The following is an 18,030-nucleotide window of genomic DNA, read 5'->3' on the forward strand; positions in this document are numbered from 1 at the left end:
CACCGTCTCCCGCCTCGCGGACCCCTGCCAGGCACTCTCAGGGACCCCCATGCCGGGAACAGGCGGCCTAGCCTGGAAACCATGGAGTTTCAGCAGGAGATCCGGGGCTTCCTCATGAGCCGCCGGGCGCGCATCACGCCCGAGCGGGCCGGTCTGCCCTTCGTGGGAGGCAACCGCCGGGTCGAGGGACTGCGCCGCGAGGAGGTCGCGATGCTGGCCGGCCTCAGTGTCGAGTACTACATCCGCCTGGAGCGCGGTCAGCTGGGCGGCGCCTCCGACAGCGTCCTCGACGCGATCGCCCGTGCGCTGCAACTGGACGACGACGAGCGCACCCACCTGTACGACCTCGCACGCGCCGTCGGACCCGGCTCGCCCCGCAAGCGCCCCCGGCGCGCCTCACCCGTCACCGCGTCGGTGCAGCAGGTCCTCGACTCCATGAGCGTGCCCGCCATGGTGCAGAACGGCCGGGTGGACATCCTCGCGGCCAACGAACTCGGCCGCGCCCTGTACGCCGACCTGTTCACCATGGCCGAGCAACCGCCGAACATCGCCAGGTACGTGTTCCTCGACCCGCGCGCCGAGGCGTTCTACGACGACCTCGAAGAGGCGAAGAACCTGCTGGTCGCGGTACTGCGCGCGACCGCCGGACGCGACCCGCTGGACCGACAGGTGACCGCCCTCGTCGGCGAGCTCGCGGCCCGCAGCACCGATTTCAGCACCCGCTGGGCCAGGCACGACGTCCGCCGCCACTCACGCGGCCGCAAGACCGTCCACCATCCGGCCGTCGGCAGGATGGAACTCTCGTACGACGACTTCGCGCTGCCCGGCGACCCGTACGTCTCCATCACCACCTACACCGCGGACCCCGGCACCCCCAGCGCCGACGGCCTCACCCTCCTGGCGACCTGGGCCGGGACGCGGAAGCAGCGGGGGACCGTCGAGGACGAGGCACGTCACCCCCGCTCCTAGCCTGCCGTCGGCCTCGTGGCGTCAGGCGTCCGTCCGGCGCCGGGGCCTGGCCACCAGCTCCCCGCCGCAGTTGGGGCAGATCTCGCGCAGGGCCTCGCCGCATGGCACGCAGAACGTGCACTCGTACGAGCAGATGCGGGCCGGGGCGTCGGCGGGCAGCACGGTCGTCGCGCAGCGCTCGCAGCGGTCGCGCATCTCCAGCGCCATGGGTGGGCCTCTTCTCGGATCGGGGTGCCGCGGGAACCGCCGGACACAGGGGCGGCGAGCCCCACGATCCTGCCACGGGCGGGTTCCCACCCGCGGCCGGCCCCACCCGAGACCGGTGGCCGGCGGGCGAACCCGCCCCGGCCCACGGAGAGATGGTCACCGCCCGGTCAGCCTGCGACGGCCGACCGGGCGGGAGCGTGTTCGGACCTGAGCCCGCGTGCGGCGGGCCTGCGTCCGGTGTCGTAGGGCTGTCCGAGGTCGCACGGCTGGGCGGCCTCGACCGTCAGCCCGGCGTCGTAGGGCGAGATCTTCGGCACCGCCGCGGAGGACGCCGGCAGCGTGAACCACACGACCTTCCCCGCCTCGGCGTGCGGCCGCACACCCCAGCTCTCGCTCACCGCGGCGACCATCGCGAGACCGCGACCGCAGGTGGCGAAGGGCTCCGCGTCCTGGACGACGGGGAGGCGGGGGTCGTTGTCGCGCACCGAGACCGTGAGCCGGCCGAGGAGCAACTCCATCTCCACGGTGCACATCTTGTCCGGCTCCGCGTGCCGGTGGACGTTGGACAGCAGCTCGGTCACCCCGAGTGCGGCCCGCTCTATCAACGGATCCAGATGCCAGTAGCGCAATTGCGCAGATACGATTCTGCGGACCTGTCCGATCCGCGACGGCAGGGCTTGGAGCTCCACCGTGCAGTGCCTGCTTTGCTGGCTGATCACGGCTGCGACTCCCCGAAGTTGAGTCCGGAAGAAGATCGGAGTACGGATCCAGCGAGGTGGCTGGGCGAAAAACGCCGCCTGCTGTGGTGCGGCCGCCGATGACTGCCGCCTGGTGACGGAAGCCGGGGCTGCCGCCTGCTCGTGGGGTGGCTGCGCACGGCCGCCGCCCGCTGACGTGGCCGGCGGCTGGTTCGCAGCGTTATCGCCGGTAAACCCAGAGTGACGTGAGACCAGAGTGACGCAGGGGGACCGGTCCCGCAACTCGCGGCTCGGTGGCCCGCTTCGTCAGCCCCGCCCGGCGGCCCGGCGCACCGCCTCGATGAACCGGCGCGCCGAGGGCGGACCGGGCTTTCCCGGAGCCGGGTCGTGCTCGTTCAGCGTGAGCGTGTAACGGGTGCCGTTGACGTCGGCCAACGCCCGGTCCTCGTTGGCGAACCAGGGCTTCGAGGCGCGCACCGCCTGCACCGGAGCGCTGTCGATCTCGCTGCCGTAGCTGGTCAGCAACTGCAGCCGGCCGTCCTCGATCCGGACCTGCCCCGCCCGGGTGAGCTGCCGCAGCCTCTTCCCGATCCGGACGCCCGTGGCCCTGAACTCCGGCTCGGCCATGTATCCCGCCCCCTAGCGCGCGTCGACTGTCCCGTGTCGTGTGATCCGTCGCGGACCGTGCTCCAGTGTGCCCGAGGCCGCCTCCCCCTGATCGGCCCCGGTGGCGTCGACTCGGTCCGTGCGGTGAAGTCTGCACGTCCTCCGGGTCGAGCACCAGTGCGCACGGTGGACCGGGGGCGGGGTTCCGGCGCATGCGCGGCATGCGCCCCCCATGCGCCCCGCGCATCCCTGCCACAGGAGTGCCTTTGAGGTGCTCAAAGGCATGTTTATGCAGGTGAGAAGCGTGTGGAAGGTGTTTATCATCGGGGTGTCCGACGCCGCGATCCGCCGTCGGCGCACTGTGAGGAGCACGCCGTGAGCACCCCCCACCCCCCTCGTCCGGGCACGACCCTTGACGTCGATCACAGCGACGCCGGGTACCGAGGCTGGCTCAAAGAGGCCGTGCGCAAGGTGCAGGCCGACGCCAACCGCTCCGCCGACACCCATCTGCTGCGCTTCCCGCTGCCCGAGTCCTGGGGCATCGACCTGTATCTCAAGGACGAGTCGACCCACCCCACCGGCAGCCTCAAGCACCGCCTCGCCCGCTCCCTCTTCCTCTACGGCCTGTGCAACGGCTGGATCCGGCCGGGCCGCCCCGTCATCGAGGCGTCCAGCGGCTCCACGGCAGTCTCGGAGGCGTACTTCGCCAAACTGATCGGCGTCCCCTTCATCGCCGTCATGCCCCGCACGACGAGCGCCGAGAAGATCCGCCTGATCGAATTCCACGGCGGACGCTGCCACTTCGTGGACGACTCGCGGAAGATGTACGAGGAGTCGGCCCGCCTCGCGGGGGAGACCGGCGGCCACTACATGGACCAGTTCACCTACGCCGAGCGCGCCACGGACTGGCGCGGCAACAACAACATCGCCGAATCCGTGTTCCGCCAGCTCCAGTTGGAGCGCTTCCCGGAGCCCGCCTGGATCGTCGCCACCGCCGGTACCGGCGGCACCTCGGCGACCATCGCCCGGTACGTGCACTACATGCAGTACGACACCCGGATCTGTGTCGCCGACCCCGAGAACTCCTGTTTCTTCGAGGGCTGGACCACCGGCGACCCCGACGTCACCTGCGACTGCGGCTCCCGCATCGAGGGCATCGGCCGGCCCCGCATGGAGCCCAGCTTCGTCCCCGGCGCCGTCGACCGCATGATGAAGGTCCCCGACGCCGCCAGCGTCGCCGCCGTGCGCGCCCTGGAGCAGGCCATCGGCCGGAAGGCCGGCGGTTCGACGGGCACGGGCCTGTGGAGTGCCCTCAAGATCGCCGCCGAGATGGTGGCGGAGGGCCGCCGAGGCAGTGTGGTGACCCTGCTCTGCGACCCGGGCGACCGCTACCTCGACAAGTACTACTCCGACGCGTGGCTGGCGGAGCAGGGCCTGGACATCGCCCCGTACACGACGGCGATCGAGACGCTGCTGGCCACGGGCGAGTGGACGGCCTGAGAGCCCCGCCTCGGCGCCGGGTCCTGCCGCGCCCCGTCAGGGGTGCGGGGCCGTTCCGGTGCGCGGCCCCGCCGCGGGGGCACGACCGGCCACGGACACCCCGCAGCCCCAGGCAGTCCTCGCCACTCGACGGCGGTCAGTCGTCCACGCCGTCGTCGAAGTCCTCCCCGGCCACCACCAGCCGCCGCAGATGCTCCGCGATCTCGGCCCGCGCCTGCGCGGCCAGCCCCGCGTCGGTCACCAGCGTGTCGACCTGCTCCAGCGCCGCGAACGAACTCAGGCCCACCGTCCCCCACTTGGTGTGGTCGGCCACCACCACGACCCGCCGCGCCGACTGCACCAGCCGCCGGTTGGTCTCGGCCTCCGCCAGGTTCGGCGTGGACAGACCCGCCTCGACGGATATGCCGTGCACCCCGAGGAACAGCACGTCGAAGTGGAGCGCCGCGATCGCCTGGTCCGCCACCGGCCCCACCAGGGAGTCGGAGGGCGTGCGCACCCCGCCGGTGAGCACCACGGTCGCCGCTCCCTGCCGGGGGCCCGTCGTGCGCTGGGCCGCGTGGAAGACGTCGGCGACCCGCACCGAATTGGTGACCACGGTCAGGTCCGGCACGTCCACGAGCCGGTGCGCCAGCGCGTACGTCGTCGTACCGCCCGACAGGGCGATCGCCGACCCCGGGGCGACCAGCTCCGCGGCGGCCCGCGCGATGTCCTCCTTGGCGTTCAGCTCCAGCCCGGACTTCGCCTCGAAACCGGGCTCGTGGGTGCTCGCCTCGGCCACCGGCACCGCGCCGCCGTGCACCTTCTCCACCGCGCCCTGGCGGGCGAGCGCGTCCAGATCGCGGCGCACCGTCATGTCCGACACCCCGAGCCTGCGGGTCAGCTCGTTGACCCGGACCCCGCCCCGCCGTCGCACCTCGTCGAGGATCAGGGCCCGGCGCTGCTCCGCGAGGAGGTTCTGGTTCTCACTCACGCCCGCTCCGGTCCTCTCGCCCCATCACGCCCGACACGCCTTCCCTACCCCCTCCGACGAGGACATTCCCCCGTCCCCGGTCCCGAGGACGTCCCATATTCGCACGCCCCGCCACGGGCAAGGCCCTTACCCGTGCCGTCACCCGCACGTCACCCACCGTTTCCCGCGCCCGTCACTATCACACGGATCGAGGAGATTCGGTGACCACAGGTGTACGAGGCGCCCTCAGCGGCGATCATCAGTGCCTGCACATCACCTGACTTGCGGCGCGTCACGGGGGAAGCGGAACAGTGGATCGTGCGAGGGAACATACGGCACATACGGAACCCGGGGAACACCGGGAACCCGCCGCGGCGGAGCGGCGCCCGGAATCCGGCCGCACGGAGCCGGAGGGGCCCGCCCTCGAACTCCTCGTCCACGGCGTCGGCGGGACCAGCCCCGACCGCATGCTCGACGACCCCCGCACCGTCCGGATCACCGGCGACGACACGGCCGCCGTGTTCCGCCGTGCCGACGACGCCGACGCGGAGGAGCGCCCCACCGACCGCCGGGGCAGACCCGTCCCCGAGGCATACGTCTGGTGCAACCTCACCTCCGGCAACGGCTCCCGCGCGCTGTGGCTGGTGCTGCTGCCGTTCATGGTCGTCAACCTCGCCCACTGGATGCGGCCCGGCGTGCGCGACCGGCGTCGGACCGTACGCCTCTACGGCCTGCTGGTCCGGCTGACCGGCCTGACCCTCACCGTGCTGCTCGTCGCGGCCGCCTGCGAGGTCGCGCTCGACCTGACCGCGTGGCAGTGCGCGGGCGCACGCGACTGCGCGCGGGCGCACACCTGGCTCGGATTTCTCTCCCCGGCCGTCTCCGACGACGGCTGGTGGAGCCTGCCCGGCCGCCGTCTCGCCCTGGCTGCCCTGGTGCCCAGCGCCCTGACCGGTCTGCTGTGGTACCTCTCCCACCGCACCTGGAGCGAGTACGAGTCCCAGCGCCCCATGGAGCGCGGCGCCCGCTCCGAGGACGACAGGGCGCCGCGCGCCGCCCTCGACGCCGAGGACACCGCACGCGTCGCCCTGGGGCGGCCCGGCTTCTGGTACGGGCGCCGCCTCGTGGCCAGGCTGCGCGCCGCCCATGTGGCGGCCGGGTTCCTGACCGTGGCGGCGACCGTCGGCACGGCCGCCGCCCGCCAGGACCGCCGGGCGGGCGGGCCGGCCCTCCTGGAACTGCTGGGCTCGCTGCTGAACGCCGCCCTGGTCGTGCTCGCCGTCGTCGTGGTGTGGGTGGTCTGCCGCCGAGGCCGCAGCGAAGGGCGCCTCGACCAGCACCTGGACGCCCACCTGGTACGCGGCCTGCCGGCCTGCGCGCTCGCCGTACTCGTCCTCACCCTGCTGTACGCCGGGTGGTCGCGCCCCGGCTGGCGGTCGGCGGGACGGCTGCCGGGGGACCTGACCTTCGGTGGGATCACCCTGGTCCAGGGCGTGCTGGTCCTCGCGCTCGGCGTGGTCGCCCGTCTGCTGTACCGCTCCCGGCCCGACCCGCGCACCGCCCTGTACGGACTGGCCGGTCCCGCCGTCGCGATGCTCGCCTGCGCCCTCGGCGGTGTCATGTCCGCCGGGGTCGCCCAGCGCGTCGCCGACTGGCTGGGCGGCACCGACGACGCCCTGCCCGGTCCCCCCGTCCTGCTCACCTGGCAGGCATCCGTCATCCCGCCCTTCCTCCTGGTCGTCCTCGGCCTCCTCGGCTGGCTGGCGCGCCGCACCCTGGCCCTGCGACGGTCGGAGACGGTGGCCGTCGAACGGGAGTACGGCCTGACGCGGGAGTCACCCCACGAGGAGCGCCCCGGCGAGGAGCACGAGTCCCGGGACGACGGCCGCACCCGCCGGATCGCGCGTACCCGGGCCATGGCCGCGCTCACCGACCGGGCGCCCCGCCTCGTCGGCGTGATCTCCACCGTGACCCTGCTGCTCGGCGCGGCCGCCCTGACCGGCGCCCTGGTGACACGGGAGACACCGGCGCGTGCGGCGCTGGGCTCGTCCGCCTTCGTCGCGGGCGCCGCCGAGGCCGCCCAGGCGCTGGGGTCCTGGCTGATCGGCGTGGGCTTCCTGCTGTTCGTCACCTGGGGGCGCCGGGCCTACAAGGACGCCTCCGCGCGCCGCACGATCGGCATCCTCTGGGACGTGGGCACGTTCTGGCCGCGGGCCGCCCACCCGTTCGCGCCGCCCTGCTATGCCGAGCGGGCCGTCCCCGACCTGACCTGGCGCATGGCCACCTGGACGCGCGCCACGGGCGGCCGGCTCGTCATCTCCGGGCACTCCCAGGGCAGTGTCCTCGCGGCGGCCGCCGCCTGGCAGCTGACCCCGTCGGTCCGCAGCCGGGTCGCGCTCCTCACCTACGGATCGCCGCTGGAGCGGCTGTACGGGCGCTGGTTCCCGGCCCACTTCGGCCCCGAGCCGCTCGCCGCCCTGCACCGCGAGATCGACTGCTGGCGCAACCTGTACCGCCGCACCGACCCCATAGGCGGCCCCGTACGGCTGACGAGCGCGAACGGGCCGCAGGTCGACGCCGACCCCCTCACCGACCCCCTCGCCTACGGCCGCACCGCCGCCCACCCCCTGCCCGCCCCGATCCTCGGCCACTCCGACTACCAGGCGGACCCCGCCTTCGTCGAGGAACGACGACACCTGCTCGACCGCCTCGACACCGGCCTGCCGGGCCCGCGGACTCCCTAGTCGGGGCAGGACGACGTCCCGAGCGGTCGCCGGGCAACCCGGACTACGGCAGCTCCGGCAGGTCCTCCGCGTAGAGCAGTGTCAGGTCGTCCTTGTCCGGTTCGTCGACCTGGGCCACCCGGCTCGCGTGGCGTTCCACCATCGCTTCGAACGTCTGCCGCGCGGTCCGGCCGTTGCCGAAGGCCGGGCCCTTGGGGATCGCGGTGAAGTAGTCCAGCAGGGCCTCGCCCGCGCCGGGCGCCAGCCGGTACTCGTGCTCCTCCGCCTGCTGTTCCACGATGCGCAGCAGTTCGTCGGGGACGTAGTCGTCGAAGGTGATGGTGCGGGAGAAACGTGACGCCACGCCGGGGTTGACGGTGAGGAAGCGCTCCATCTCGGCCGTGTAGCCCGCGACGATCACCACCACCGCGTCCCGGTGGTCCTCCATCAGCTTCACCAGGGTGTCGATGGCCTCCTTGCCGAAGTCCCGTCCCGAGTCCTCCGGCGACAGGGCGTACGCCTCGTCGATGAAGAGCACGCCGCCACGGGCGCGTTCGAAGGCCTCCTGGGTGCGGATCGCCGTTGAGCCGATGTGTTCGCCGACCAGGTCCACGCGGGACACCTCGACGAGGTGCCCCTTCTCCAGGACGTCGAGCGAGGCCAGGATCTCGCCGTAGAGGCGGGCGACCGTGGTCTTGCCGGTGCCGGGGGAGCCGGTGAAGACCAAGTGCCGTTTCACCGAGGCCGCCTTGAGGCCGGCCTGCTGGCGGCGGCGGCCCACCTCGATCATGTCGGTGAGGGCGCGGACCTCGCGCTTGACGCTGTCCAGGCCGACCAGCGCGTCGAGTTCACCGAGCACGGCCTTGGAGGCCCGCGCCGGGGTCTCGGGCTCCACGGCGGCCGGGGCGGCGGTCACCGGTTGCTCGGTGGTGCGCTGTCCGGGGATCGAGCCCAGCAGCCCGGACGACGCGGCCGTGGTCTGCGTGGCCGTCTCCTGCGGGGCCGGGGGCCGGACCCCCGCGCTCTCGTCGCTGGTGCAGTCCTCGACCACCGGACCGCCGCCCGCGGCACCGGGACCGCCCTCCGCGAACTCGTAGCCGCCGCGCGCGCAGCGCTCCGTACGGCACTTGCGCAGGGTGGCCCGGCAGCCGTCGATGACGTGGAAGCCGTAGCCCCCGCTGCCGGTCACCCGGCAGTTGAGGAAGCTGCCGCGGCCCCCCGCGGAGACGTAGAAGCCGGCCTCGGCGGGCGAGGTGACCGTGCAGCGCTCGATGGTCGGGTCGGCGCCCTTGGTGACGATCACGCCGGTCTGGGTGCCGTCCACGGTGCAGCCGTTGAGGGTGCCGCCGCTGCCGTGGTCGCGGAACCAGGCGCCCGTGGCGGCGTCCCGGATCCGGCAGTCGTCGAGCTGCGCGGTCGCCCCGTCGCTGACCGACACCGCGGTGTTCCGCACCTGCGACAGGTCGCTGTCGACGACGTCCGCGCGCGAACCCCGGTCCAGCACGAACAGCGCGTCCGGCACATCGTGCACACGGCAGGACTCCAGCACCGCGGTCGCGCCGTCGCTGACCCAGACGGCCGGGTAGTCGCCGGTGCTGTCGAAGATCTCGCACTGGTTGGCGTCCACGCGGGTGCCGGGGTCCCACACCGACAGCCCGTTGCGCCCGAACTGCCGCACCGACGTGCGCGTCAGGGTGAGGACGGAGCGCGAGCGGAGGTCCACCGCGTTCTCCGGGATGTCGTGGATACGGCAGTCCGCGAGGGTGAGCACGGCGTCGGTGTCGAGGGTGATCCCGTCGGCCGTCGTCCGGTGCACATCGCAGTCGGTGAGGTGGGCCGTGGCCCGGTTGGTGATCTGCACGCCGCTGCCGCGGACCTCGTAGACCTCGCAACCGACCGCCTCCAGCGCGGAGTTCTCCCCGGTCGCCGTCAGACCCGAGCCCGAGGTGTGGTGCACCCGGCAGCGCTCCAGCCGGGGATGGCCACCGCCGCGCACCGCGACCCCGGCCTGGCCCGCCGCGACGACCTCGCACTCCTCGAACACACCACCGCCGCCGTCGACCACGGCGATGCCGATGCCGGCCGGGTTGTCCACGGTGCAGCGCCGGACCGTCGGCCGGGCGCCGCCGCGCACCTCGATGCCGGCCGCGGAACGGGTGACGATCCGCAGGTCCAGCAGTTCGGGGGTGCCGTCCTCGACGAGCAGCGCGGGCGCCGCCGCGTCCTGGCCCTCCACGTGCAGGTCCTGGACGACGGCCGAGGCGGCCACGGTCAGCGGCACCCCGTCCACGGGCGCGATGCGGACCGAGCCGGGCGAGCCCTCCGGACCGCGGAGCGTGACCCCGCGCTGCACGACGAGGTTCTCCCGGTACGTGCCGGGAGCGACGACGAGCACGTCGCCGTCGCTCGCGGCCTCCAGGGCTGCGGCGAGCGATGCGTACTCACCCGTGCGGCGCCGCCACCGCGATGTACCGGTGTGCGTCACCTGGACCGTGCCCTGTGCCATGGCGTTGCTGTGCCCCCACCTCGTGGAACGCGGGTCGATGCCGAACAGTTCGGCTGGTCGGTCCACCGTAGCGTGCGCGGGCAGGGGGAGTTGACCGGAGTGCGAAGGCCGTCAGCTGCCCGTGCCCGTCCTGCCCCAGTCCGGCCCCGCCTTGTCCCATGCCTGGTCCCAGCGGGCGTACCGGCGGCGGACCATGCGCCAGACGATCAGGCGTCTGACGCCCTCGACGAGCCCCGCGGCGAGCACGGTGGAGCCGAATCCGGCCAGCACGGCGTGGGTCGTCGCGGTGGCCGAGTCCAGGGGGCGGCCGACCGCGCGGCCCCGCACGTCCGTCCACAGCGTGAAGTGGTCGCCGGGTCTCGGGGTCCTGAGACCGGCCAGGACCGTGCCGCGGCGTTCGGTGCCGTCCGGGCCGGTCCAGTCGGCGACCACACGGCTCTGCCGGCCGCGGGTGGAGGTCTCCGGATCGGGGTCCAGCGGGGAGCCGTCGATCTTCTTGACGACGGTGGCCGTCACCCGGTGCCGGCTCTGCTGCTGGTCGCGCACGGACTGCTGCAGGGCTCCCTGGGCGGTGGTGCCGGCGACGGCGCCGACGAGGGGCGCGGCGACGAGGATCAGCAGCAGGGCGGCGAACGCCAGCCATGCCTCGACCAGATCGGTCGTCCGGCGCAGCGGATTGTGCCGCCAGCGCCACAGCCCGCCGATCGCCCGCAGTCCACCGATGGCCCGCATCGCACCACACCCCCTTCCGCGTCCGTGATAACCCGGGGCGGAGCCGTCCACGGGCGGTCCGGGTGAAGAGAGAGCGACGTCACTCTTCCACCGGGCCTTCTCATGAACTTCTCACAAACACCCAACGGCCGGACCCTGAGCATGTGTTCCCAGCTCGTGAAACCGAATCGTAGGAGATTGAATTTTCAAGCGGGAGGCGGGGGTTCGCACACCGGGGACACACCGGGGACACACCGGGGACACACAGGGGGTCGCTTTCGGGGCCGTATACGGGCCGCCTCAAGAACCCTTGTACGGCGGTGAGTTCGGACTCGCTATTCGAGTATCCGCACCGGATCGCCGATCCGTACCGTGCCGCCGGATTCCGGTACGAGGTTCTGCCCGAAGGCCAGCTTGTCGCCGAACCGGCGGTGGCGGGCGAGGGTGCGCAGGGGTTCACGGCCGCGCTCGCCGGTCTCCTGGTCGGTGGTGGTCACCACGCACCGGCCGCACATCTTCGCCACCCGGAAGGTCACCTCGCCGATCGCGACCCGTCGCCAGTCGTCCTCGGCCCAGGCGACCGTGCCGTCGACGACCACGTTGGGCCGGAAACGGCTCATGGGGAGCGGGCCCTCCTCGGCATGGTCGCCCCGCGCGACCAGCGCGTTGAGCGCGTCCAGCGAGGCGAGGGTGGTCAGCAGCAGCGGATAGCCGTCGGCGAAGCTGACGGTCTCCCCGGGGCGGGCGTACTCGGGGTCGATCGGGCGCCGGGTCGCCGGGTCGTCGAGGTGCGCCAGGCGCACGGAGGCGCCGAGGTGGTCGCTGAACCAGGCGTGCGCGGCGGCGTCGGCGAGGACCGCCTCCACCTTGTCCCGCCAGATCTCCACGGTGACCGTGCCGACGGGCTCGGGCACGGGGACGGTCAGCGGCGCGCGGCCGGACGCGGACAGCAGAAGACCGCCGCCGGGCAGCAGCCCGGCGGCGGCCAACGCCATACGCGGATGCGGACGTTGAGTGATGACCTTGCCCGAGTCGTCGACCAGCACCCACCGACGGTCTCCCGCCAGCCCCCAGGGCTCCACGACGGCCTCGTCGGGGGCGAAGCCCCGGGCCGCCTTCAGCGGGTGGACGTGGATCGAGTGCAGCGACGGATTCCCCATGGGGTCATCCTGCCAGCAGACCGTGACAACCCCACGCGCATTGTGCCGAGTGCCTCAGTACCCCCGGTACTGCTGGCCGTTGTACGGATCCTGCTGGTAGGGGGCGGACGGGGCCGGACGCGGAGCCGCCGGGCGCATGGCCTCGTACCCGGCCATGGGCCGTTGCTGCTGCGGCTGGGCGCCCGGATAGCCGCGCGGGCCCGCGACCTGCTGCGGGATGTACGCGTTGGGAGCCTGCTGCAGCGGTGAGGGCTGCTGAGCCTGCGGATAGCCGTAGGCGGCCTGCGACGGAGCCGACGGCAGTGCGGGCAGCGCCGACGGCAGCGCGGGCAGGTTGCTGCTCGGCATGTCGTACTGGGCGGGTACCCGGATCGGGGCGATCTGAGGGGTTCCCCGCTCGGCGACGAGAGAGTCGTAGATCGGGGTGTCCGCGAAGGACGAGGCGGAGTAGTAACCGCCGCCGTAGGTGGAGCGGGGGGAGGTCATGGCACATAAGTTAAGCCCACGATGTGCTGGTTGGGGAGACCGATAAGAGGGTTGTTTTCCGTGTCGGCAGTGACGCCGGACCCCCAATGCGAGCGAACTCGGTGAAAAAGGGCGGCAAAGCGCGTACTGATCGTGTAAAGGCCGAGTTCCCGGCGGGTTACCGACGGTCGGCCACGATCTTTCGGTACGGGTTCTGGGGGTTCCGGGCCCCGGGGGAATAGGTTTGGCGCCGACAACGGATCCGACCGGATCCGACGGTCCGCGTGGGACGCGGTCTGGCGACGACCTTCTGGATGACCTTCTGATGGGGGCGGACATGTCAATGCCGAAAGGATCGAACACCGCGGTGCCGACGACCGCGCTGCGCGTGGAACTGGGCCGGCACTCCGGACCGGGCGTGCCCGACACGGACGCCTCGGCGCTGCTCCTCGTCGGCGGAAAGGTGCGCTCGGACGCCGACTTCGTCTTCTACAACCAGCCGGCGCACTCCTCCGGCGCCGTCCGCCACGAGGGCAAGCGGGACGCCGGCGGCCAGGTGACCGAGACGCTCGTCGTCGACCTCGCGCGCGTGGAGCCCGCCGTCGAGACCGTGGTCGTGGCCGCCTCGGCCGACGGCGGCACCTTCGGTCAGGTGCCCGGCCTGCACATCCGCGTGCTCGACGAGCGGGCGGGCACCGAGATCGCCCGCTACGACAGCGCGGACGCGGGGGCCGAAACCGCATTCGTGCTCGGGGAGTTCTACCGCCGGCAGGGCGCCTGGAAGTTCCGGGCCGTCGGCCAGGGGTACAGCAGCGGCCTGGAGGGCCTCGCCACCGACTTCGGCATCACCGTGGACGAACCCCAGCAGCCGGCCGCGGCACCCGCCCCCCTGCCCGCGCCCACGCCGACGGCCTCCACGCCCGTCGCGCCTCCCGTCACCGTGCCGCCGCCGGTGACCCACGCCCCGCCCCCGCCCCCCGCCCCTCCCGTGACGCCCCCCGCGCCGGTCCGCCTCACCAAGGTGACGCTGACCAAGGAGGCCCCGGCGGTCTCCCTCACCAAACAGGGCGGTACCTCCGGCGCCATGCGCGTGAACCTCAACTGGGAGGTGCGCAAGCAGTTCAAGGGGTGGGGCAGCAAACTGGGCCGGGCCGTCGCCATGCACGCGGACCTCGACCTCGACCTGTGCGCCCTGTTCGAACTCTCCGACGGCAGCAAGGGCGTCGTCCAAGCGCTCGGCAACGCCTTCGGCTCCCTGCGCCAGCCACCGTTCATCCACCTCGACGGCGACGACCGCACCGGCGCCGTCAGCAGCGGCGAGAACCTCACCGTCAACCTCGACCACACGCAGTACTTCCGGCGCATCCTGATCTTCGTCACCATCTACGAGGGCGCCCGCTCCTTCGCCGACCTGCACGCGACGGTCACCCTCCAGCCGCAGCACGGCGCGCCCATCGACTTCTCCCTCGACGAGTGCACCGTCCCCTCCACCGTGTGCGCACTCGCCCTCATCACCAACCAGGGCGGCGACCTCATCGTCCAGCGCGAGGCCCGCTACCTCGTCCCCGAACGCGGAGTGAGCCCGCAGCGTACGGTCGACTACGCCTACGGGTGGGGGATGAACTGGACCCCCGGACGGAAGTAGCCGCGCTACCCCTCCTCGGGGACCGGCTCCGGGCGTGCGTAGGTGCGGCCCTTCCAGGCCGCACCGCGCCCCCGGTGGTGCCGCACCGCGGAGTCCACCGTCATCAGCAGATAGAGGAACGCCGTGAACGGCAGCAGCGGGGCGAGCCCGAGAGGCTGACCGTAGTGACGGAGCATCGGCAGATACGTCGCCGTCATCACGAGCCAGGCGAGGCCGCCCAGGAGCGCTGTCGCCGGATCCCGGGTGAGCAGTCCCGCCAGGAGCGCGACGGGCGGCACGAGATAGACCAGGGCGAGGCCGAGGACCGTGCCGGCCAGCAGCAGCGGGCTGTGCAGCAGCTGGGCGTAGGCGCTGCGCGCGACCATGTCCCACAGGTCGCGCAGCCGGGGGTAGGGGCGCACGCTGTCCACCCGCTCCGCCAGCCCCAGCCAGATCCGGCCGCCGCTCCTCTTCACCGCCCTCGCCAGGGCCACGTCGTCGATGACCGCCTGCCGGATCGCCTCCGGGATCCGCGCCCGCTCGGCGGCCTCGGTGCGCAGCAGCACACAGCCACCCGCCGCGGCCGCCGTGCGCGCACCCGGGACGCGGATCCACCGGAACGGATACAGCTGGGCGAAGAAGTAGACGAAGGCCGGCACGACGAGCCGCTCCCACCGGCTCTCGGCACGCAGCCGGGCCATCTGGGAGACCAGGTCGAAGCCGCCGGTGCGCGCGGCGGCCACCAGCGCCCGCAGGCTGTCGGGCCGGTGCGCGATGTCCGCGTCCGTCAGCAGCAGGAACTCCGGCTCCCGCGCGCGTGCCAGCTCGATCCCGTGCCGTACGGCCCACAGCTTGCCCGTCCAGCCCGGGGGCGGCTCCCCGGGCGAGGACACCGTCAGCGCCGGCCCGCCGTGCCGTCGGGCCAGCTCGCGGGCCAGGTCACCGGTGCCGTCCGAGCTGCCGTCGTCGACCAGGAAGATCTCCGCCCGGCCGGGATAGTCCTGCGCCAGCAGCGACGGCAGGCTCTCGGGCAGCACGCCCGCCTCGTCACGGGCGGGGACGACGACACACACGTCCGGCCAGTCGTCCGGATCCCGGCGCGGGGGCAGGCGCACATCGGTGCGCCAGAAGAAGCCCTGGCCGAGCAGCAGCCACGACCAGGCGGCGAGTGATCCGGCGGCGGTCCACACGATGGCGCTCACGTCCGCAGTCTGCCCCACGGCGGCGGCCGTACCGAGGCCATCGTCTATCGTGGCCGGGTGAAGATCGCGCTCATGGACTCCGGTATCGGTCTGCTGCCCGCCGCCGCCGCGGTACGGCGGCTGCGGCCCGACGCGGATCTGGTGATCTCCTCCGACCCCGACGGCATGCCCTGGGGACCGCGCACCCCGCAGGACCTCACCGAGCGCGCCCTGGCCGTGGCGACGGCGGCCGCCGCGCATGCGCCGGACGCCCTGATCGTCGGCTGCAACACCGCGTCCGTGCACGCCCTGCCCGCCCTGCGCGCCCTCCTCGAACCCGGTCTGCCGGTCATCGGCACCGTCCCGGCGATCAAGCCCGCCGCGTCCGGCGGCGGCCCCTTCACCATCTGGGCCACGCCCGCCACCACCGGCAGCCCCTACCAGCGCGGCCTGATCGAGGAATTCGCCGACGGCGTCACGGTCACCGAGGTGCCCTGCTGGGGTCTGGCCGAAGCGGTGGAGCACGCGGACGACGCGGCGATCGACGCCGCGATCGCCGCGGCCGCCGCCCTCACCCCCGCGGACGTGACGACCGTCGTCCTCGGCTGCACCCACTACGAACTGGTCGCCGAGCGCATCCGGGCGGCCGTCCAGCAGCCCGGCCGTCCGCCGCTCGTGCTGCACGGTTCCGCCGGCGCCGTGGCCGCCCAGGCGCTGCGCCGCATCGGGGAACTGCCCAAGCCCGAGGCCGACTGGACCGGGGCGACGCTGACCGTCATCCTCAGCGGCCGCGAGGGCTCGCTGCCCGCTCCGGCACTGGCCTACGCGGAGGGCGCCCTGCTCCGGACGACCGCTCCCGTACCGGCCGCCCACCCGGAGCAGTGACGCTGCGCGACCAGGTGCCCGCGCTGCGGAATCTGAGTAGTCTCAAAGCCATGAGGGACCACCCCCACGGCGAGACGGGTACCCCCGCGGGCCCGGGCTCCGAGGTCTGGACCGGCCGCGCGACCAACCGCGGTCAATGGCTGCTGGCGCTCGGCGGTGCCGCGTTCATGGCTCTGGGCATCGAACTGGCGGTCGACTCGGCGTGGACGTCCGGTACCGCCCCGCTCGTCATGGCGGTCGTCGGCTGCATCGCGGCCGGACTGCTCGTCCTCTTCGGCACCCTCGCCTTCGTCCATGTCTCCGTGCGGGTCGACGACGAGTCCCTGGAGGTCCGCTGCGGTCACATCGGCGTGCCCCGTCGCCGTATCCCCCTGTCCCAGGTCGCCGACGCCGACTTCGCGGCCTGCGTCACTCCCCACCAGTGGGGTGGCTGGGGCTATCGCTGGCGGCCCGAGAAGGGCACCGCCGTCGTCGTACGTCGGGGGGAGGCCGTGGTGCTGCGCCTGTGGGACGGCCACACGTTCACCATCACCGTGGACAACGCCGAGACGGCCGTCCGTGTCATCCGCGCCCGGCTGCGCCCGAGGGCGTCCGGCGCCGCGCGCTGACCGCCCGCCACTTCGCGGACACCCCCTCTTTTCTCAGAGCGCGCCGGGACCGGGCCCCGCTCCGTCGTCGTCCTCCTCCGTCAGGGGCCGGGCCGTCGCCATGCCCGCCAGCAGGCCCGCGCCCGCCGTCACCGTCGTGAAGCTCAGCGCGTTGCCGACCGAGGCGATCGCGGCCAGCGCGGTCAGGGCCGCACCGGCGGTGAGGACGACCGGCGTGGACCGCGGGGCCCGCCACAGCACGTACAGGATCCAGCCGAACACGGCGGCGAGCAGGACGACGCCGAGGAGCCCCTGCTCGGCCGCCAGCTGCAACGGAGCCGAGTGGGGCCGGTCGTCGGACGGCAGCGACAGGGCGATCGTCGGGCTCAGTTCCCCGAAGCGGCCCGGCCCCGTGCCCAGCAGCGGCTCGTCACGGGCCAGGCCGAGCGCGTCGTGCCACAGCAGCACCCGGTGCCCGGTGAGCTGCCCCTCCAGCAGGTCGGTCAGTCCGGCCGGCAGCGCGTCCTCGGCGATCGCCCAGACCGTCGCCGTCACCAGGGCCGTGCCGGCCGCGAGCCCCGCGAGCCCCAGGCCGCGATACCGCATCCGGTCCGACGCGAGCGAGCACAGCAGCACGCCCACGCACGCGGCGACACCGGTGGTGGACCCGAGCACGGCCGCCGTCACCGCGATGCCGCAGGCCAGCAGCCGCAGGGCCGGCCGCGGCCCGGGGGAGGGCGCCGCCCAGGCGGCACAGCAGGCGGCGCCCGTGGACAGGGCCAGCAGCGCGGCGGTCGCACCGGTGTGCCCGAGCGGCGGGATCAGCGGCGAGCCCGCCACGGTGTGCGGGGACGTGACTGCCAGACCGAATCCGGCCAGTGCCGCGGCGGACGGGGCCAGCACCGGCAGCAGCGCCCCGCAGATCCGGCCCGCCGCATACCCGGCCGCCACGGCGAGCACCGCGAGCAGCACCCCCTCGGGACGGCCGCCCCGTGCCGCCGCCGTGGTGAGGGACCAGGCCGCGCACGCCCCGAGCAGGAGCACACCCGTGACATCGGAGACGTTCCGTCTCTCGTGTGCGGCCGGCGCTCCGGCCGCGGACCGCGTCCTCGTGGACCCCAACCCGTCGCCCCCCGACGCCTCTCGCCTGTGCCGGGCCCCGACCGCCGGAACGCGTCCGGCCGCACGTCAGAGGCTCGCGGACACCGTAACGGGTGATGCGCCGGTTTGTGGACGAGTTGCGCAGGAACGTTGCGGCC

At 73.3% G+C, this 18,030-nt stretch carries 16 protein-coding genes; 6 read left to right on the forward strand and 10 right to left on the reverse strand.

Annotated features, from left to right (window positions below):
- The first annotated feature begins 81 nt into the window (after window positions 1-81).
- Window positions 82-969, forward strand: a complete 888-nt coding sequence (locus tag PYR72_RS42425; RefSeq protein WP_275460226.1) for a helix-turn-helix transcriptional regulator — start codon at window positions 82-84, stop codon at window positions 967-969.
- A 21-nt stretch (window positions 970-990) separates the two neighbouring features.
- Here PYR72_RS42425 and PYR72_RS42430 read toward each other — a convergent pair whose 3' ends face one another.
- The 3 genes from PYR72_RS42430 to PYR72_RS42440 form a co-directional block, all read right to left on the reverse strand.
- Window positions 991-1,176 (reverse strand): DUF1272 domain-containing protein, encoded by a 186-nt coding sequence (locus PYR72_RS42430; RefSeq protein WP_013005687.1) that lies wholly within the window; start codon window positions 1,174-1,176, stop codon window positions 991-993.
- A 167-nt stretch (window positions 1,177-1,343) separates the two neighbouring features.
- Complete coding sequence (locus PYR72_RS42435; RefSeq protein WP_275460227.1) at window positions 1,344-1,895, reverse strand: ATP-binding protein; 552 nt, start codon at window positions 1,893-1,895, stop codon at window positions 1,344-1,346.
- Window positions 1,896-2,180: 285 nt separating this feature from the next.
- On the reverse strand, window positions 2,181-2,501 hold the full coding sequence (locus tag PYR72_RS42440; RefSeq protein ID WP_005474746.1) for a hypothetical protein: 321 nt from the start codon (window positions 2,499-2,501) through the stop codon (window positions 2,181-2,183).
- Window positions 2,502-2,855: 354 nt separating this feature from the next.
- On the opposite strand from PYR72_RS42440, the gene PYR72_RS42445 reads away from it, so the two are divergent.
- Window positions 2,856-3,980 (forward strand): PLP-dependent cysteine synthase family protein, encoded by a 1,125-nt coding sequence (locus tag PYR72_RS42445; RefSeq protein WP_275460228.1) that lies wholly within the window; start codon window positions 2,856-2,858, stop codon window positions 3,978-3,980.
- 136 nt (window positions 3,981-4,116) lie between these two features.
- Here PYR72_RS42445 and PYR72_RS42450 read toward each other — a convergent pair whose 3' ends face one another.
- Window positions 4,117-4,950, reverse strand: coding sequence for a DeoR/GlpR family DNA-binding transcription regulator (locus PYR72_RS42450; RefSeq protein WP_013005690.1), 834 nt, complete (start codon window positions 4,948-4,950; stop codon window positions 4,117-4,119).
- Window positions 4,951-5,396: 446 nt separating this feature from the next.
- On the opposite strand from PYR72_RS42450, the gene PYR72_RS42455 reads away from it, so the two are divergent.
- Window positions 5,397-7,673, forward strand: a complete 2,277-nt coding sequence (locus PYR72_RS42455; protein WP_275460669.1) for a hypothetical protein — start codon at window positions 5,397-5,399, stop codon at window positions 7,671-7,673.
- 43 nt (window positions 7,674-7,716) lie between these two features.
- Here PYR72_RS42455 and PYR72_RS42460 read toward each other — a convergent pair whose 3' ends face one another.
- From PYR72_RS42460 to PYR72_RS42475, 4 genes are all read right to left on the reverse strand, one after another.
- On the reverse strand, window positions 7,717-10,158 hold the full coding sequence (locus tag PYR72_RS42460; protein ID WP_275460229.1) for a right-handed parallel beta-helix repeat-containing protein: 2,442 nt from the start codon (window positions 10,156-10,158) through the stop codon (window positions 7,717-7,719).
- Between the two features lie 111 nt (window positions 10,159-10,269).
- A complete protein-coding gene (locus PYR72_RS42465) occupies window positions 10,270-10,890 on the reverse strand; it encodes a hypothetical protein (protein WP_275460230.1) in 621 nt (206 codons plus the stop codon).
- Between the two features lie 314 nt (window positions 10,891-11,204).
- Window positions 11,205-12,029: an MOSC N-terminal beta barrel domain-containing protein gene (locus tag PYR72_RS42470; RefSeq protein WP_275460231.1), complete on the reverse strand. Its 825-nt coding sequence runs from the start codon at window positions 12,027-12,029 to the stop codon at window positions 11,205-11,207.
- Between the two features lie 54 nt (window positions 12,030-12,083).
- Window positions 12,084-12,515, reverse strand: a complete 432-nt coding sequence (locus PYR72_RS42475) for a DUF6643 family protein (protein WP_275460232.1) — start codon at window positions 12,513-12,515, stop codon at window positions 12,084-12,086.
- A gap of 316 nt (window positions 12,516-12,831) precedes the next feature.
- Between PYR72_RS42475 and PYR72_RS42480 the strand changes: the two genes are divergently transcribed.
- A complete protein-coding gene (locus PYR72_RS42480; RefSeq protein ID WP_275460233.1) occupies window positions 12,832-14,139 on the forward strand; it encodes a TerD family protein in 1,308 nt (435 codons plus the stop codon).
- Between the two features lie 5 nt (window positions 14,140-14,144).
- On the opposite strand, the gene PYR72_RS42485 is transcribed toward PYR72_RS42480, so the two are convergent.
- The gene (locus PYR72_RS42485) at window positions 14,145-15,320 is read right to left on the reverse strand and encodes a glycosyltransferase (protein WP_275460234.1); all 1,176 of its coding nucleotides are present in this window, start codon (window positions 15,318-15,320) and stop codon (window positions 14,145-14,147) included.
- A gap of 57 nt (window positions 15,321-15,377) precedes the next feature.
- Between PYR72_RS42485 and PYR72_RS42490 the strand changes: the two genes are divergently transcribed.
- Together PYR72_RS42490 and PYR72_RS42495 are read left to right on the forward strand one after the other, a co-directional pair.
- Complete coding sequence (locus PYR72_RS42490) at window positions 15,378-16,184, forward strand: aspartate/glutamate racemase family protein (RefSeq protein ID WP_275460235.1); 807 nt, start codon at window positions 15,378-15,380, stop codon at window positions 16,182-16,184.
- Between the two features lie 50 nt (window positions 16,185-16,234).
- Complete coding sequence (locus tag PYR72_RS42495; RefSeq protein WP_275460236.1) at window positions 16,235-16,792, forward strand: hypothetical protein; 558 nt, start codon at window positions 16,235-16,237, stop codon at window positions 16,790-16,792.
- Between the two features lie 33 nt (window positions 16,793-16,825).
- Here the strand turns inward: PYR72_RS42495 and PYR72_RS42500 are convergent, their stop codons facing one another.
- Window positions 16,826-17,815: an O-antigen ligase family protein gene (locus PYR72_RS42500; protein ID WP_275460237.1), complete on the reverse strand. Its 990-nt coding sequence runs from the start codon at window positions 17,813-17,815 to the stop codon at window positions 16,826-16,828.
- Between the last annotated feature and the right edge of the window lie 215 nt (window positions 17,816-18,030).

Source organism: Streptomyces sp. VNUA24, from assembly GCF_029167005.1.
Lineage (GTDB): Bacteria > Actinomycetota > Actinomycetes > Streptomycetales > Streptomycetaceae > Streptomyces > Streptomyces scabiei.

Excerpts from the sequence above, each read along its gene's own strand:
- PYR72_RS42425 (WP_275460226.1), top strand. The coding sequence starts at position 82 with ATGGAGTTTCAGCAGGAGATCCGGGGCTTCCTCATGAGCCGCCGGGCG.
- PYR72_RS42430 (WP_013005687.1), bottom strand. The coding sequence starts at position 1,176 with ATGGCGCTGGAGATGCGCGACCGCTGCGAGCGCTGCGCGACGACCGTG.
- PYR72_RS42440 (WP_005474746.1), bottom strand. The coding sequence starts at position 2,501 with ATGGCCGAGCCGGAGTTCAGGGCCACGGGCGTCCGGATCGGGAAGAGG.
- PYR72_RS42455 (WP_275460669.1), top strand. The coding sequence starts at position 5,397 with ATGCTCGACGACCCCCGCACCGTCCGGATCACCGGCGACGACACGGCC.
- PYR72_RS42460 (WP_275460229.1), bottom strand. The coding sequence starts at position 10,158 with ATGGCACAGGGCACGGTCCAGGTGACGCACACCGGTACATCGCGGTGG.
- PYR72_RS42465 (WP_275460230.1), bottom strand. The coding sequence starts at position 10,890 with ATGCGGGCCATCGGTGGACTGCGGGCGATCGGCGGGCTGTGGCGCTGG.
- PYR72_RS42470 (WP_275460231.1), bottom strand. The coding sequence starts at position 12,029 with ATGGGGAATCCGTCGCTGCACTCGATCCACGTCCACCCGCTGAAGGCG.
- PYR72_RS42475 (WP_275460232.1), bottom strand. The coding sequence starts at position 12,515 with ATGACCTCCCCCCGCTCCACCTACGGCGGCGGTTACTACTCCGCCTCG.
- PYR72_RS42480 (WP_275460233.1), top strand. The coding sequence starts at position 12,832 with ATGTCAATGCCGAAAGGATCGAACACCGCGGTGCCGACGACCGCGCTG.
- PYR72_RS42495 (WP_275460236.1), top strand. The coding sequence starts at position 16,235 with ATGAGGGACCACCCCCACGGCGAGACGGGTACCCCCGCGGGCCCGGGC.